The organism is Bradyrhizobium sp., from assembly GCF_049519115.1.
Taxonomy (GTDB): domain Bacteria; phylum Pseudomonadota; class Alphaproteobacteria; order Rhizobiales; family Xanthobacteraceae; genus Bradyrhizobium.
Genome location: NZ_JBEKRB010000015.1, coordinates 50,909 through 64,898 on the forward strand (window position 1 = coordinate 50,909; position 13,990 = coordinate 64,898).

The 13,990-nt window shown below is 59.9% G+C and carries 19 protein-coding genes and 1 tRNA gene; 8 read left to right on the top strand and 12 right to left on the bottom strand.

Translation table 11 applies throughout. The annotated features are described in order from the left end of the window. Nucleotides 1–222: 222 nt before the first annotated feature. Nucleotides 223–1,194 carry a S1C family serine protease gene (locus ABSE61_RS13980; RefSeq protein ID WP_423871712.1) on the top strand — a complete coding sequence of 324 codons (972 nt, stop codon included), beginning with the start codon at nt 223–225 and terminating at the stop codon, nt 1,192–1,194. Nucleotides 1,195–1,205: 11 nt separating this feature from the next. Continuing rightward, on the top strand, nt 1,206–2,279 hold the full coding sequence (locus ABSE61_RS13985) for a carboxylesterase family protein (RefSeq protein ID WP_423871713.1): 1,074 nt from the start codon (nt 1,206–1,208) through the stop codon (nt 2,277–2,279). Between the two features lie 3 nt (nt 2,280–2,282). Here ABSE61_RS13985 and ABSE61_RS13990 read toward each other — a convergent pair whose 3' ends face one another. After that, a complete protein-coding gene (locus ABSE61_RS13990; protein ID WP_423871714.1) occupies nt 2,283–3,023 on the bottom strand; it encodes an SDR family oxidoreductase in 741 nt (246 codons plus the stop codon). A 119-nt stretch (nt 3,024–3,142) separates the two neighbouring features. Between ABSE61_RS13990 and ABSE61_RS13995 the strand changes: the two genes are divergently transcribed. Next, nucleotides 3,143–3,349, top strand: coding sequence for a hypothetical protein (locus ABSE61_RS13995; RefSeq protein ID WP_423871715.1), 207 nt, complete (start codon nt 3,143–3,145; stop codon nt 3,347–3,349). A gap of 32 nt (nt 3,350–3,381) precedes the next feature. Here ABSE61_RS13995 and ABSE61_RS14000 read toward each other — a convergent pair whose 3' ends face one another. The 6 genes from ABSE61_RS14000 to ABSE61_RS14025 form a co-directional block, all read right to left on the bottom strand. After that, nucleotides 3,382–4,041 (bottom strand): DsbA family protein, encoded by a 660-nt coding sequence (locus ABSE61_RS14000; RefSeq protein WP_423871716.1) that lies wholly within the window; start codon nt 4,039–4,041, stop codon nt 3,382–3,384. A gap of 46 nt (nt 4,042–4,087) precedes the next feature. Beyond that, nucleotides 4,088–4,867: a sulfite exporter TauE/SafE family protein gene (locus tag ABSE61_RS14005; protein ID WP_423871825.1), complete on the bottom strand. Its 780-nt coding sequence runs from the start codon at nt 4,865–4,867 to the stop codon at nt 4,088–4,090. Nucleotides 4,868–4,919: 52 nt separating this feature from the next. Further along, a complete protein-coding gene (locus tag ABSE61_RS14010; RefSeq protein WP_423871717.1) occupies nt 4,920–5,642 on the bottom strand; it encodes an LrgB family protein in 723 nt (240 codons plus the stop codon). After that, nucleotides 5,639–6,034 (bottom strand): CidA/LrgA family protein, encoded by a 396-nt coding sequence (locus ABSE61_RS14015; protein WP_423871718.1) that lies wholly within the window; start codon nt 6,032–6,034, stop codon nt 5,639–5,641. Before ABSE61_RS14015 ends, ABSE61_RS14010 begins: the two co-directional genes overlap by 4 nt. Before the next feature lie 37 nt (nt 6,035–6,071). After that, nucleotides 6,072–6,578: a hypothetical protein gene (locus ABSE61_RS14020; protein ID WP_423871719.1), complete on the bottom strand. Its 507-nt coding sequence runs from the start codon at nt 6,576–6,578 to the stop codon at nt 6,072–6,074. Nucleotides 6,579–6,681: 103 nt separating this feature from the next. Then, nucleotides 6,682–7,167 (bottom strand): hypothetical protein, encoded by a 486-nt coding sequence (locus ABSE61_RS14025; RefSeq protein WP_423871720.1) that lies wholly within the window; start codon nt 7,165–7,167, stop codon nt 6,682–6,684. 185 nt (nt 7,168–7,352) lie between these two features. Between ABSE61_RS14025 and ABSE61_RS14030 the strand changes: the two genes are divergently transcribed. Together ABSE61_RS14030 and ABSE61_RS14035 are read left to right on the top strand one after the other, a co-directional pair. Continuing rightward, nucleotides 7,353–7,604: a PsiF family protein gene (locus tag ABSE61_RS14030; RefSeq protein ID WP_423871721.1), complete on the top strand. Its 252-nt coding sequence runs from the start codon at nt 7,353–7,355 to the stop codon at nt 7,602–7,604. Nucleotides 7,605–7,789: 185 nt separating this feature from the next. Beyond that, nucleotides 7,790–8,875, top strand: a complete 1,086-nt coding sequence (locus ABSE61_RS14035) for an AbrB family transcriptional regulator (RefSeq protein ID WP_423871722.1) — start codon at nt 7,790–7,792, stop codon at nt 8,873–8,875. Here ABSE61_RS14035 and ABSE61_RS14040 read toward each other — a convergent pair. Beyond that, nucleotides 8,872–9,399 (bottom strand): disulfide bond formation protein B, encoded by a 528-nt coding sequence (locus tag ABSE61_RS14040; protein ID WP_423871826.1) that lies wholly within the window; start codon nt 9,397–9,399, stop codon nt 8,872–8,874. The two genes, ABSE61_RS14035 and ABSE61_RS14040, sit on opposite strands and share 4 nt — an antisense overlap. Nucleotides 9,400–9,552: 153 nt before the next feature. Here ABSE61_RS14040 and ABSE61_RS14045 point away from each other — a divergent pair. Both ABSE61_RS14045 and ABSE61_RS14050 read left to right on the top strand, forming a co-directional pair. After that, nucleotides 9,553–9,637, top strand: a tRNA-Leu gene (locus ABSE61_RS14045). A gap of 249 nt (nt 9,638–9,886) precedes the next feature. Then, a complete protein-coding gene (locus ABSE61_RS14050; RefSeq protein WP_423871723.1) occupies nt 9,887–10,471 on the top strand; it encodes a hypothetical protein in 585 nt (194 codons plus the stop codon). 63 nt (nt 10,472–10,534) lie between these two features. Here ABSE61_RS14050 and ABSE61_RS14055 read toward each other — a convergent pair whose 3' ends face one another. From ABSE61_RS14055 to ABSE61_RS14065, 3 genes are all read right to left on the bottom strand, one after another. Continuing rightward, on the bottom strand, nt 10,535–11,263 hold the full coding sequence (locus ABSE61_RS14055; protein ID WP_423871724.1) for an HAD-IA family hydrolase: 729 nt from the start codon (nt 11,261–11,263) through the stop codon (nt 10,535–10,537). 87 nt (nt 11,264–11,350) lie between these two features. Further along, nucleotides 11,351–11,728: a TspO/MBR family protein gene (locus ABSE61_RS14060; RefSeq protein ID WP_423871725.1), complete on the bottom strand. Its 378-nt coding sequence runs from the start codon at nt 11,726–11,728 to the stop codon at nt 11,351–11,353. A gap of 472 nt (nt 11,729–12,200) precedes the next feature. After that, nucleotides 12,201–12,506: an HD domain-containing phosphohydrolase gene (locus tag ABSE61_RS14065; RefSeq protein ID WP_423871726.1), complete on the bottom strand. Its 306-nt coding sequence runs from the start codon at nt 12,504–12,506 to the stop codon at nt 12,201–12,203. Between the two features lie 205 nt (nt 12,507–12,711). Here ABSE61_RS14065 and ABSE61_RS14070 point away from each other — a divergent pair, with 205 nt between their 5' ends. After that, nucleotides 12,712–13,311, top strand: a complete 600-nt coding sequence (locus ABSE61_RS14070) for a response regulator transcription factor (protein WP_423871727.1) — start codon at nt 12,712–12,714, stop codon at nt 13,309–13,311. A 21-nt stretch (nt 13,312–13,332) separates the two neighbouring features. On the opposite strand, the gene ABSE61_RS14075 is transcribed toward ABSE61_RS14070, so the two are convergent. Next, nucleotides 13,333–13,716 carry a hypothetical protein gene (locus tag ABSE61_RS14075; protein WP_423871728.1) on the bottom strand — a complete coding sequence of 128 codons (384 nt, stop codon included), beginning with the start codon at nt 13,714–13,716 and terminating at the stop codon, nt 13,333–13,335. Between the last annotated feature and the right edge of the window lie 274 nt (nt 13,717–13,990).

Genomic DNA, 13,990 nt, shown 5'->3' on the forward strand with positions numbered 1-13,990 from the left:
TACATCGTTAACCCAGCGAAAGCTTAACAAGGCAATACGTTGATGCCTTGCCGCTGAATTTCCATTCACGGCCCGATAGATGTGAATACCGGTTGCGACCGGCAATCCAGCCGCGCAAGGCCTTTCCCGAAGAAAATTTGCGGCATAATATCCTTACCAATTCTTTGCAGACTCCAAATCGCCGCCCAGGCGAAGCTGCGGAAGCCGTTTGGGAGATTTTCCATGCCAGCCCTCACAGAATGGAAGGTGCCGCCTGCCAACCAACCCCGCAGCGCCGATTACGCCTTCGACCTCGACCATGCACTTGCCTCGATCGTCGGTGTGCATTCTATCATTCCGCCCGATGCATTCACCGCCGACACGCTCGGCACCGAACGCGCAGGCAACGGTGTCATCATCGATGACGGCCTGGTACTGACAATCGGATATCTCATCACCGAGGCCGAGGCCGTCTGGCTGCATATGGGCGACGGCCGCGTGGTGCAGGGCCATGCACTCGGATTCGATGCAGTGACGGGTTTTGGACTGGTGCAAGCGCTCGGCCGCCTCGATCTCGATCCCCTGCCGATCGGCTCGTCCGCGATCGCCACCGTCGGCGATCGTGTCGTGCTGGGAGGCGTCGGCGGCCGCACGCGGTCGGTGGCGAGCCAGATCGTCGCCAAACAGGAGTTTGCCGGCTATTGGGAATACATGCTGGATGAAGCGATCTTCACCCTCCCCGCCCATCCCAATTGGGGCGGCACCGGGCTGATTTCGGCGCGCGGCGAACTCATCGGCATCGGTTCGCTTCAGCTCGAGCGCGAGCGCGACAACAAACCCGAACACGTCAACATGGTGGTGCCCATCGATCTCCTGAAGCCTGTACTCGACGACCTGCGCAAATTCGGCCGCGTCAACAAGCCGGAACGCCCATGGCTTGGGATGTACACGACCGAGATCGACAACCGCGTCGTCATCGTGGGCGTTTCCGGAAAAGGCCCCGCGGCGCGCGCCGAACTCAAGTCGGGTGATGTGATCCTTGCCATCAATGGCGATAAGATTACCAGCCAGGCGGGCTTCTACCGCAAGCTCTGGGCACTCGGGGCCGCCGGTGTCGATGTGCCGCTGACGGTGCACCATGAGGGCGTCACCTTTGATGTCGTGCTGGCATCGACCGACCGGGCGCGGCTCCTGAAGGCGCCGCGTCTTCATTAAGTCCGGCGCAGATGAGCGAGGCCGTGATCGATGATGTCGTGGCCGTGTTGCCGCCACTCTTGCAATCGCTTGAAGCGCTCGGTTTCGTCGCGCGGCATTTTCATCCGCCCTCCTTCGACCGCGTGATGCAAGCCGCCGGCCAGCCGGACGAAGATTTGAGCGCGGTCCGTCCGAGGTTGGCCAATTGGCCTGCGGAGTTTGCCAACCTGAAGCGTTCGCTTGAAACCGCAAGCGACGCGGCGCTCGCTGCATTCGGGGGGCTACGTGCGGTGCAGGCCGGCCAGGGCGACATCACGCTCGCCTTTCGCGCGCTGCGTCAGTTGCCCCGTGCCGAGGAGGCGCTCTATCCGCTCGCGGCAAAATTTCCGCCTGTGAGCCGTTTTTTCCTCAATCCCGAACTTTGCGAGGACGCCGACCTGTTGGCGCGCCTCGCCGGGCCCGCCGTTGAGGCGACCGGCATCCTGCATGACCATAACGAGCCGAAAAGCCGCGGCGGCTTTTCGCTTTACGTGCCGGAATATTACACGGCTGATTGCACCTGGCCGCTGGTGATGGCGTTGCATGGCGGCAGCGGCAATGGCCACGGCTTTCTGTGGCGCTGGCTGCGCGACGCCCGGAGCTTAGGCGCGATCCTGGTCACGCCGACGGCGATGGGAAGCACCTGGGCATTGATGGGCGAAGACGCCGATACACAGAATCTCTCGCGTATTCTGGATTCCGTGCGCAGCCGCTTCAACATCGATTCCAAACGATTGCTGCTGACGGGGATGAGCGACGGCGGTACCTTCAGCTACGTCACTGGGCTCGAGCGAGACTCGCCCTTTACCCATCTGGCGCCGGTCGCGGCGACGTTTCATCCGCTGATGGCCGAAATCGCCGACGCCGACAGACTGCGCGGCCTGCCGATCCACATCGTGCACGGCGCGCTCGACTGGATGTTTCCGGTGCAGACGGCGCGCCAAACCCGCGACCTGCTGACCGCAGCCGGCGCCGACGTCACCTACCGCGAAATCGACAATCTCAGCCATTGCTACCCGCGCGAGATGAACGCGGAGATTCTTCAGTGGCTCGCCGCGAGCGGCTAGCCACTACACCAGGCCGCCATTGGCACGCAGCACCTGGCCGTTGACCCATCTGCCGTCAGGACCTGCGAGAAAGGACACGACGGAAGCGATGTCGTCCGTGGTGCCGAGCCGCTCCAGCGGCGGCATCTTCGTCATGCGCTCGAGCAGTTCCGGCGATTTGCCGGTGAGGAAAAGCTCGGTCGAAACCGGGCCCGGCGCCACCGCATTGACCGTGATATGACGGCCGCGCAGTTCTTTCGAAAGAATGGCGGTCATCGTCTCCACCGCGGCCTTGGTCGCGGCGTAGACGCTGTAGGTCTCGAGCTTGGTGCCAACGACGCTGGTCGAGAAATTGATGATGCGGCCGCCGTCGCGCAGGCGCCTTGCGGCCTCCCGCATACCGTTGAAGGTGCCTTTGAGATTGATCGCGATTTGCTCATCGAACGCGGCGTCATCGCAATCGGCGACTTTCGCAAGCTTCATGATGCCGGCATTGTTGACGAGCACGTCGACGCCGCCAAAGGCCTTTTCAGCCGCCTCGAACAACCCGCGCACCGCGCCGGCATCGCTCACATCGGCCTTGGCAGCGAGTGCCGTTTGCCCGCGCGCCTCGATGGCGCGAACGAGAGTTTCGGCAGGTCCGGCACTTGCCGCATAATTGACAACGACGGCAAAACCGTCAGCAGCAAGGCGCTCGGCCACGGTTGCGCCGATGCCGCGTGAAGCTCCCGTGACAATCGCGACCTTCCTGGTTTTCTCGGTCATATTGTCTCCCCATAATCGCGCACATGCACCCAAAAACCTGACGCAAAGATAGGTGAGGAAGCACCGGGAACCAATCCCGACGCGGCCCGTTGTCGCGCCAGCAAAGTGGGAGCAAAGCAATGCGGGTTTTTCTAGGGATGATATTGGGTGCGGCGCTGCTTGTCGCCGGCGTCTATGTCTATGATTCGCAATCGACTTCGACCGTCGCCAACGGTCAGAGCGCGTCCGTCAGCCGGACCATCGTCAACTGGGATGTCGCCTCTGCCGACTGGAACGCGGTGAAGATACGCGCCCATGAAGACTGGATCCGTTTGTCGTCGAAGTAACACCGCTCAACGACAACGGGCGGCGCGCGGCGTTACTTCTTTGCCGCGGTCGCCTTTCGTGCGTCGGCAATGACCTGGGTGAACTGGGTCATGGTCAGGACGCCCGGCACGCGGAATTTTCCAACGATGAAAGCAGGCGTACCGCGGAATTCGAACGCGGTCGCCTGATCGTTGTTGCGGGCCAGCGTGGTGCTGATGGCGCTTTCGTTGCTCGCGAGATCGCGATCGAGGCGGTCGATATCGACGCCGCCGCCCGAAAGTGCCTCGCGAATTTTAGACTCGGTGAGCTTGGCGTTGATCGCGATCAGCGCATCGTGGGCTTCAACGAATTTATCCTGGTATTTGCTCGCCTGCGCCATCCGCGCCGCTGTCACCGACATCGGCCCCAGGATCGGCCAGTCTTTCCAGACCAGCCTGACCTTGCCGTCCTCATGGACCACCTGTCGCAATTCCGGTTCGACCTTGCGGCAATACGGACATTGATAGTCGAAATATTCGACGATCGAGATATTGCCGCCGGCATTCCCCGCCACCGGAATATCCGGATCGCGCAACACCAGCGCTTCGGTCAAAACATCATCGCCCTCGGCGAGCGCCGGCACAGACAACGCACTCAAGCCAAGCGCGGAAACGCCAAGCGAGCCCAACAGGCGTCGCCGGTTCAGCCGGATCATATCCATCGCGTCGCTCATTTACAGTCTCCGGCTGCCTTTTGTCATTTCATTGCCTGATCTACGATCAGAACGCGAATAAGTTACGCGTGAGCATATAGAGCGCTACCACAATAATGACAGTGGCGAACACGATATTGAGCGCGCCACGCTGGGCCGATAGTGATCGCGCCAGACGGGTGCCGATCAGGCCGCCAACCAATCCGCCGGCAATGAATAATCCCGCCAGTTCCCAGGAAATCAGCCCAGACCAGGCGTAGCTTGCAGCCGTCGACAGGCCGAATGCCGTCACTGCGACCAGCGAAGATGAGACCGCATTGATGATCGGCATTCCCGTCGCCAGCATCAAAGCCGGCACGATCAGGAAGCCGCCCCCGATGCCGAAGAAACCGGACAGCGTACCCGTTGCAAGGCCAAGCCCGAGAATGGCGGGCATGTTGTCCCAGTCCATACGTACGTCTGGCAAACCGGCGCGCGCCCGCGTCTTGAGCATCAGCACCGCGATTACCAGCATCAGCAGCGCAAACAACTCCAGCAGTTTTCGGCCATCGAGCAGCTTGCCGAAAACCGTGCCGACCAATGCGCCGGCGATTCCGGCAGCTGCAAAGGGGAGCGCACACGACCATCGCACCGTGCCGCCGCGGGCGTGATTCCACAGGTTGATGGCGGCGTTGACCGCGACCGCAATGGCGCTGGTTCCGATCGCGATATGGGCGTCCGTGACACCGACGACATAAACCATCAGCGGCACCGCCATAATCGAGCCGCCGCCGCCAATCAGGCCCAGCGAAAATCCAACGAGTGCTCCCGATGCGATCCCGAGGCCTGCTTGCATCGCGGAGATTATCAAAAAGCCAGCTCCCTATTGGCCTCTCAACGGGCCTTGAATGGCAACCCTGTTACCGCAGCAGGAACGTAACAGCCAGCGGCACCAAAAGCGACGTGACAAGCGCGTTGAGACTCATCGCGATGCCGGCAAACACGCCCGCGACCGCATCGACCTGAAAGGCGCGCGCGGTGCCGATCCCATGCGCCGCGATGCCGACGGCAAAGCCGCGGGCGCGGTAATCCGTAATGCCCATCCGGTTCATCAGCGGCGTCACGGTAATCGCGCCCATGATCCCGGTCAGGATCACGGCAACCGCCGTTAGCGACGGATCGGCATGCAAGGATTCGCTGATCCCCATTGCAACGCCCGCGGTGACGGACTTCGGCGCCATCGACAACACGACCTCGCGCGGCAGGCCCGCGGCTTCTGCGAGCAGTACCACGGAGGCGACCGCCGTCACCGAACCGGCGGCCAGCGCCACCAGCATCGGAAGAATGGCCGAGGCCACGACTTTGCGGTTTTCGTAGAGCGGCACGGCGAGCGCGACGGTCGCGGGCCCCAGCAGGAAATGCACGAACTGCGCGCCGCCGAAATAGGTGGTGTAGGAGGTATTCGTCAGCTTCAGGAACGCGCCGATGATCCACATCGAATGCAGCACGGGATTGGCGAGTGGGTGCCGATGGGTCCAGATCGAGATCGCGTCCGCGATCGCATAGACCAATAACGTCACCGTCAGCCACAAAAGCGGCGACTGCGAGAGATAGACCCAGAGCGAGAACGGGTCGCCGCTCATGACTCGCCCCCTCCGCGCGTCATCAGCCGGCTCGCGACAATAAATGTTGCCACCGTCACCAGCAGCGTAACCAGTACCGAAATCGCCAGCACGCCGAGAAAGGCGATGCCGTGATCGACAATGAGATCGAGTTTTTGGACGACGCCAACGCCCGCTGGCACAAACAGCAACGACAGGTGGGCAAGGAGACCGCGGCTGGTCGATTCGACGCCGCCGCCTTCATCGCCTCGCAGCGGCCCGCGCGCCAGCACCGCAAAGCGATCGCGCAGCAGAAGCAGCAACAGAAGCAGCATCAAACCGATGACCGGCCCCGGCATCGGTACGCCGATCCCGCGCACCAAGGCCTCGCCGGCCAGTTGACACAGCAGGATCAGACTGAGACTCGCGATCATGGAAATTCACAAGCCATGCGGCCGCGCCCGGCTGAACTCATCCTTTGAGACGGATGACGCACTCGGCGTAATAGCCGCCGTCCTTTTCAACCCAGACAAGGCCGCCATTGGCGTTGGCCGCCTTGTTGGCCGTGAACTGATCGGCGCATGTTTTGGTGCGGGCCTTGTCGAGATCTTTTTCGCTCTCGTATTTCGGCGAGATCGCCGTCGGGAACACGGCCGTGGTCTCGCGCTTGCCGCACTCGTCGCGGCGGAAGTCGACCCATTTGCGCCCCTGCAACTTGCCCGAGACCTTTGCTTCCAGATATTTCACCCCACACGCCGGCGTCGATAGCGCCGACTTCTCGGCGGGAGCGACGACCGTTGTCGGCGCGATGGTCATGGCCGACGGCTGAGCCGGCGCTGGCGTCGGAGCCGCGGCGGACGGGGCCTTGGTCTCTGCTTGGGCGATCACCAGCGGCGAGGCCGGCCCCGCGATCGCCGAAGAAAGCATAGGAGACAAAAGCATCAGCGCCGTGATCGCGGCCGTTTCAGATCTTCTCATACCTTCTCCCGCAAACATGCGGCCGAGACCTTATCACGTCATTCACATGGACAAACCGGATAGGGCGAGGCCCGAGCCGATACGGCCCGGGCCTTGTGATCAATCAAGCCGGCCCCTTCAGGCGCTTGTTGCATTCGCTGTAGTAGCCGCCGCCCTTCTGGATCCACTTCAGGCCTCCGTTACCATTGGTTTCCTTGTTGGCGTTGTACTGGTCAACGCAGGTATGCATGCGAGCCTTGCCGGCGCTTTCCTGAGCATATTTCGGATTGATCGCCATCGGGAAGTTCGCAGGCCCGCTCGGCAGTGCCGGTGCCGCCATCGGGGGCGCAGCCTTCGGCTTGGCTTCGGCGACGGGCGGAGGCGGAGCGGCGGGCGCAACGGCCGGTGCGGCCATCGGCGTCGCATCCGCGCCGCACTGGGCCTTGCGGAAATCGTTCCACTTCATGCCGTTGAGGGTGTTGGCGGACTTGGCGGCCTGATACTTCGCGCTGCACTCCTGCGAGGTCAGGGCCTGCGCGGGCGCGGTTGCTGCAAACGCGGCAAAAGCCGACGCTGCGGCGGCACACAACAATTTGGCTTTAATGGTCATCCTTGCTCTCCTTGGGGGATGGCTGGTCTGAGGTTCCCATCCTAACGTAGCCAAGGCATGTGACAACGGCCACCCTGACTTGCGCAAAAATATCGCGCCGCGAAAACGCGACCTGTACAATCATTCATGCGCGGTTCAGCATCACGGCGCAACCGTGGCCGCCCATTCAACCCGAGGGACTTCTCATGACGATTTCTTCCCGCTTGGCCGCCGCACTCGGCGCGTCGCTCCTGCTTCTCGCCACTCCCGTTTTCGCCCAGTCCACGGCAGCGCCGGCCGCCAAGTCGGATACGGCTGCGCCGATGGCCAAGCCCGCGAAGGTCCACAGCCCCGAATCGATCGAGTGCTCCAAGGAAGCCGACGCCAAGGGCTTGCATGGCAAGGAGCGCAAGAAATTCCGCTCCGAGTGCAAGAAGGCCGCCAAGGACAAGAAGTAATAACGTCATTTCGATCGATCCCACCCTCCTGGTTGCCAGCGAGGGTGGGGTACCGCTCTCTTCGCCTATCTCGGTCAGGCCGACCAACCCGCCGATTCGATCTCTGCCTGACCTTGCATCAAGTTGCATTGCAGCGATCATCTCCGCGCATTTGTCCCGCGATCACGGATTTGCCATAAGGCGCCGTGAGCCAGATCCCTCCATGGTTGGCGGACGCCCTCCCCACCCGTACCAAGACCCTCCAACACCTCGAAACGCTTGCGATCGGCACGATCGGCGGCCTGTTGTTTCTCGTCACGGGATTGCCCGGCGGCCTGATCACGGGCGCCATGCTGGCGGTCGGCTCCGCCGCGATGCTCGGCCGGTCGATGGCGGTGCCTGCTCATTTGACCCAGGCGGTGCTGGTGCTGCTCGGTATTTCGCTGGGTTCGCTGATGTCGCGACAACTGCTGCAACATGTCGGTGCCTATCCCCTGACCATCGGCCTTCTGGCGCTCGCGACCTTCTGCACGACTTTCGGCTCCAGCTACTATCTCCAGCGTATGCACGGCTGGGATCGCACCTCGGCGTTTCTGGCCGCAAGCCCCGGCGCCTTGTCGCAGATCGCCCTGCTGGCGATCGAGAAGGGCGCCGACATGCCGGCGATTGCCGTGGTGCAGACGCTCCGCGTGATCATCCTCACCGCCGCTTTGCCGCTGATCCTGGTCGCAACCGGACTGACCTCCTCTTCCGCGCCGGCGCTGACGATGACGGTGGCCTCGCCGCTCGGGCTGGTCGGCCTGATCGGAGCTTCAGTGGCGGTCTCGCTCGTGCTCAGGATGATGAATTTCCCGGCGAGCTGGCTGTTCGGCGCCATGATCGGCTCGAGCGTACTGCATGGCGCTGGCCTGATCGACGGCGGCCTGCCACCGCTGGTGCGAGGCATCGCCCTGATCGGCATCGGCACGCTGATCGGTTCGCGCTTCTCGCGCATGCGGACGAGCACGCTGTTGCGCCACCTCACCGCCGGCCTCGGCTCGTTTGCGATTGCCATTGTGATTTCGGCCGCGTTCGTCACGCTCGTCGCGTGGACCACCAACGTGCGCTTCGCCGACGTTCTGGTGGCTTATGCGCCCGGCGCCATGGACGCGATGCTGGCGCTGGCGCTGACGCTGCACATCGATCCGATCTTTGTCGGCGCGCATCATCTGTCGCGCTTCATCTTCGTCACGATCGCCACGCCCGGCATCGTCCATCTGTTTGGACGCCCGCAGGAAGATGTGGACGATTAGCCCTGCCGGACCGACCGCCCGACGCCCCACACCGCAATCGCCGCCATCAACAGCGAGATCAGCGCGTTGTAACCGGCAAGCGAGATGCCGAGAAAACTCCACTGGATCTCGTCGCACATGACCACCTTGACCGAATCGAGCCGGTCCAGGAGCGTGCCCGCATTGCCGAGATTGCCGACCGGACCCGTGCAATCCGAGGGCCCCGGCCAGAACTTCCATTCCACGCCGGCGTGATAGGCGCCGAACACCGCATTGCCGAGCGCGGCAAGGGCGAGAATGACCAGCCCGCAAATGAGCAGCCCGCGCGGGGCATGAAGTCCTGCGGCGAGCGCCGTAAGCGCAGCGAGCGGAATCGCGAGGTAATAGGCATAGCGCTGCTCGAGGCACATCGGACAGGGCTGAAGACCAAGCACCAGCTGGAAGTACCAGGCGCCGGCGATGGTTGCCGCCGCAATGACCAGAACCGCAAGGGCTGCAACCAGCGCCGGCGAACCCGTGCGGCCCATCGGGGACACTGCTGTCATATTTGCCATCGCAATGAGCCTCCCGGTTACTTGAATGGCTCGTATCGCGGGATGGAAGCCCTGTCGAGGCATCCTTCTTCACAGCGGGTTGACCGGCACTGGCCGGCCGCTATATTCCGCCGGCTTCGCGAGGCTGGCTTTGGCCGACCGAAGGCCCCTGTGGCGGAACTGGTAGACGCGCTCGACTCAAAATCGAGTTCCGCAAGGAGTGCTGGTTCGATTCCGGCCAGGGGCACCAAGCTTTGGTTTGATTCCAGATTTTCAAGGAATATTTTCGTGGCGCGTTGAAAGCACACGTAAAAATTCACAGCGGCTGTCCGGTTTGTTGGCATTTTTGTTGGTATCGGGAGAACCAGCGTTCACGGCAACTTTCGCTATTCCGAACGAGGCGTTCGAGGTCGGCGCTCGCCTTAGATTGTCGTTGTGCGGGGCCTGCTTTTATCGGGTAAACGTCCGGCCGTCAGCAAATCCCTGCCTGCGAGTATCGATGATCCTGAAGTCATGTCCGTTGAAAGCTGCGACCCGGCTCAGCGCCTATGCTTTCAATGACGATCCTCTCACAGCAGCGGGCAACAAGGTTGCCTTGGTGCTGGCAGGCAATACTCCATTTTATCCGATCTACGTTGTCAGCCTCGCCGGAAGCGAGGGTATGCCGGCGCTGCTCATGACGCTATTCGCATTTCCGGTTTTCGGACTCGTCCCTGCGATCGCGCGTCGTCATCCCTTGCTTGGCCGGGCAACACTATCTGTAGCCGGATCGATCAACACGGTGTTCTGCACCTGGCTGCTTGGCGAAAGATCAGGCACGGAGTTATTTCTGATCCCCTGTATTACCCTGGCCAGTCTCCTGTTCGGCGTAGGCGAGCGTTTCTGGATGCTTCTCTTGGCTGCGCTTCCGCTGGGTGCCTATATCCTTTTGCACGGACAATATGGAAAGCCACCGCATATTTATCCAGATGACGCCTATGCCGCCCTGTTCTCGATGAACGCCATTAGCGTTGGCACACTATCGATCTTCCTTGGTATCGTTTTTTCAGGGCTCTACGCTAAGCCGTCGAAGCGCACGAACTAACCAAGTCATGTGGAGCGGCTTCGATCGGCAACGTGGCCCGATTTCGGCAAAAACCTGAAGCACTTATAGACCGGTCACTTCCGTTAGATCGTCGACCGCAAGAAGCGCAGCCGAGAAATCGTCGTCTCGAAAATAGCCGCTGCGTGAGATCAGCACTGGAATTCCAGCGCATGACGCCGCAGCCAGACCGATGCCGGAATCCTCAATCCCGAGGCACTCCGAAGCGGCCAGGTTCAATCGAGAAAGAACTTTGAAATAGACGTCCGGAGCGGGCTTCTTATTCGGTACTTCGTCGCCGGCAACAATCGCCGCAAACGAGTCTGCCCAGTCGTTACCTAGCGCGGACGCAAGCAACGCATCGATATTGCCGCGAGAGGTCGTCGTCGCAATAGCTAAACGTTGACCGCGTCTCAGCGCTGAAGTCAACAGAGCCTCGACACCCGGGCGAAGCGGACACCCACCACTTGCGATCAACTCGGCGTAAATCGTGGTTTTGATCCGGTGTAATTCAACGATCTCGGCTTCCGATAGCCCTGACGATCCTCCTCGCAGGCGATCGAAGGCGCGGATCCGTTCCTTGCCGCCCGCGACCCGAAGCAGGTCCTTGTAGGCAGCAGGTCCCCAGCACCAATCGAGCTTGGCCTTGACGAAGGCGGCGTTGAAAGCCTGGCGGTGAACCTCCTCTGTTTCGGCCAACGTACCATCGACATCGAAGATCAGGGCACGCGACCGAATGAGCAGGTCCTTTAAGCGATCAAGACGCAAGCGCGATGTCGCGAGCACGTCACTCATACGTCCTCCGAAAAAGTTGCGCCGAAACTTCTCGCCGGAAGTTGTAACAAGTGACGCTTCGAAACAATCGGCCGCGATCCGAAATTTCTAGATTTTCGATGGTTCAATTCGACCGAACGGCCGATTCATTCGCACGATCGCCAGATTGAGGAAGGCGGCAAACGCCACCCAAAGCAGATAGGGCAAAAGCAGCCAGCTTGCCAATGCGGAGAATGGCGCCAGGCCGAACATGAGCGCTACGATCGAAAGCCAGAGAAACGGCACTTCTATCAGAGCCCAGTCCGGCCGCTTCAAATTGAAGAACAGCGGACTCCACAGCATGTGCAGCACGATGTTGATGCCGAACAGGGTTATGATCGGAAGCTGCTGCGAATTGCCGGAAGCATGCGTCCAGCCGTCATCCAGCCGCCGATGCCAAGAACGAAGCAAGGTGATCACGACGGCAACGATGATGGGAAGAGTCAAAATTCGATCTCCGTCATGGATTGACGCTTCACGCACAAAAATGCGCGTTGAAACAGATAACTTCATCCATATAAGTTCGCTGTCGTGTTGCGCGACCGCTATTTCGGGAAAAAATCGGTGACCTAGCTGGATCGATAACCGGCTTTGCTCGGTTATAAGTTTTTTCTATGGGGGACCATAGTATCTTATATTTTTTCAATTTCATCGGGAGTGCTATGCATTCCCATGCCTCCGGTGATCAAACCCCAGAATCCTTCAGATGGTCGATAGCTCACCACACGGCCTCGTCGGTGGTAGCGCAGGCGAGAAGCCCGCATTCGTTTTTAACAATGCTCAATCCACAAAATGGCCGGACGGTCCGCATGTTCAAGTGCAGTGGGGCAAACTTGGTTTGAGGATGACAAGAGGTAAAGCCGCCGCCTCGCGTACAACGCCAAGAACCAAGGTCAGAAATCTGACCATGACCATGCGTTCAATCGCAGTCCGGCTTGCTCAATCCAGATGCAGCTTGCTCACAAACTCGAAAGCTATCTGCGTCGAGCCGAGGTCCCATATTGAGCAAGGTATCGTAGGCAACCTTGCACGAGATGGCCTTCTTGTAAGAGCGGCGTTCAATGAGCGCACCAAATATATCCGAGATGGTGACTATACGAACCAAATCAGTAATTTGGTCAGCATTTAGCCCGTGAGGATAACCCGTATCGAAAACGTCCCTCAGCTGAGTGCGAATTGCATCCAGGTTTGAAGTTGCGTCAACGACGACCGCGAGCCGGTTCATTTCAACCGTCTGCTTTTCTAGCGGACAAACCTATCGATGCAGGCACAGTGTCATTTGACGTGATAACCAATGGTTGATCTAACTGTCCGTACAATTACGGGAGGTTGATAAATCGCAAAAACTCGCCCGCAATAGTGCGTATCATTGCTCCCATCGGTTGGACTGAGCGCCAGTCGCCCGTCCTCTCCGTAGGAGCGAAAATGCAATGAGTTTGGGAAAGATTTTCGCTTTAGAAGATGATGCGGCGGATCGAGGGGCGATTTCGCTGATTTTGATGAACGCAGGTTATCAACCGGTATGCTTCGCGGATGGAGATACGCTGCTGGTGAACCTCCGGCAAAGACATCCGGTTTGCATCCTCCTCGACCTGCAACTTCCTGGAAAATCTGGACTAGACATCTTGAGCGAACTGCGGGACCGGAATTACCCGGCTCCGATCCTGATAATTTCGGGCTATGGAAACATTGAGCTAGCGGTACGCGTTCTCAAGTTGGGGGCTGCCGATTTCATTGAGAAGCCGTTTGATGCTGATGAACTGATTAGACGGATCAAAAGCACGTTGCAGGTTGCGCCACCGGGAAACTCAAGTGCGGAATTGCCGACGAAACGAGATGGATGGTGCGGACTGACAAAACGTGAAGTGGACATCCTCTCTCAAATCTCGCTGGAAAAAACGGCGAAAGAAATTTCTCGCCAACTTGGATTAAGCCCCCGCACGGTCGAGGACCATCTTGCCAACATGATGAAGAAAGCGGACGTTAAATCGACGACCAAATTGTTGCTGAAGTTCTTGCAGTCACAATAGGCGAGTTAATCGGTTTCATCATCAGGTTATCTCCGCCGCTGCCCGCCCATGCGATGGCATCGAGAGGCCGAGCGAATCCCAACCGGAGAACGTCGCCAATGCGCACTCGAGCGGATCATAGAGCCCGAGGAAACGACCGAGCCACTCCCGGTAATCAGCGCGGGTGCTAATGCCTCCCGGCAGTCGAAGCAACGCCTCAATCTGCTTATGTAGGGGCGCAGTTTTTTCCCGGAGCAGGGCCGACAATGGCGGTATCGCGTCCGCTGGGGTCGGTTCGTTGCTGATTAGCTGCGACGCCGTCGGTTCAACGAAGGTTCCGGTGTTCTCGAGAATGACCATCTGTTCATCAGTTAACTGTGTCCGGCACGAGTTTGCAGCCGCCGCCTCGCGGTTCTGACGCTTCAACCCGCCTACCCTCTAGCAATGACAGATGAGAACATGCCGGTCGGTTAATTTGGCACTGCGTGAAACTACCGGTTAGACTCACGCTCCGTTCGTGCTGGATTTCCGCCAGTGTAAATTTCGCAGGTAGAATCTATTTGACTCTGAGCTTAGAAATCTCGGGGAACCCCGATGGCGCTCTATCCGTGGCAAACGATAGCTCGGTTGTTCTTCCATCAGGTGATCGATCAGAATAGCGTTCCATCGAAGGCCTTCGCTAAGAACACGCAACACGTTG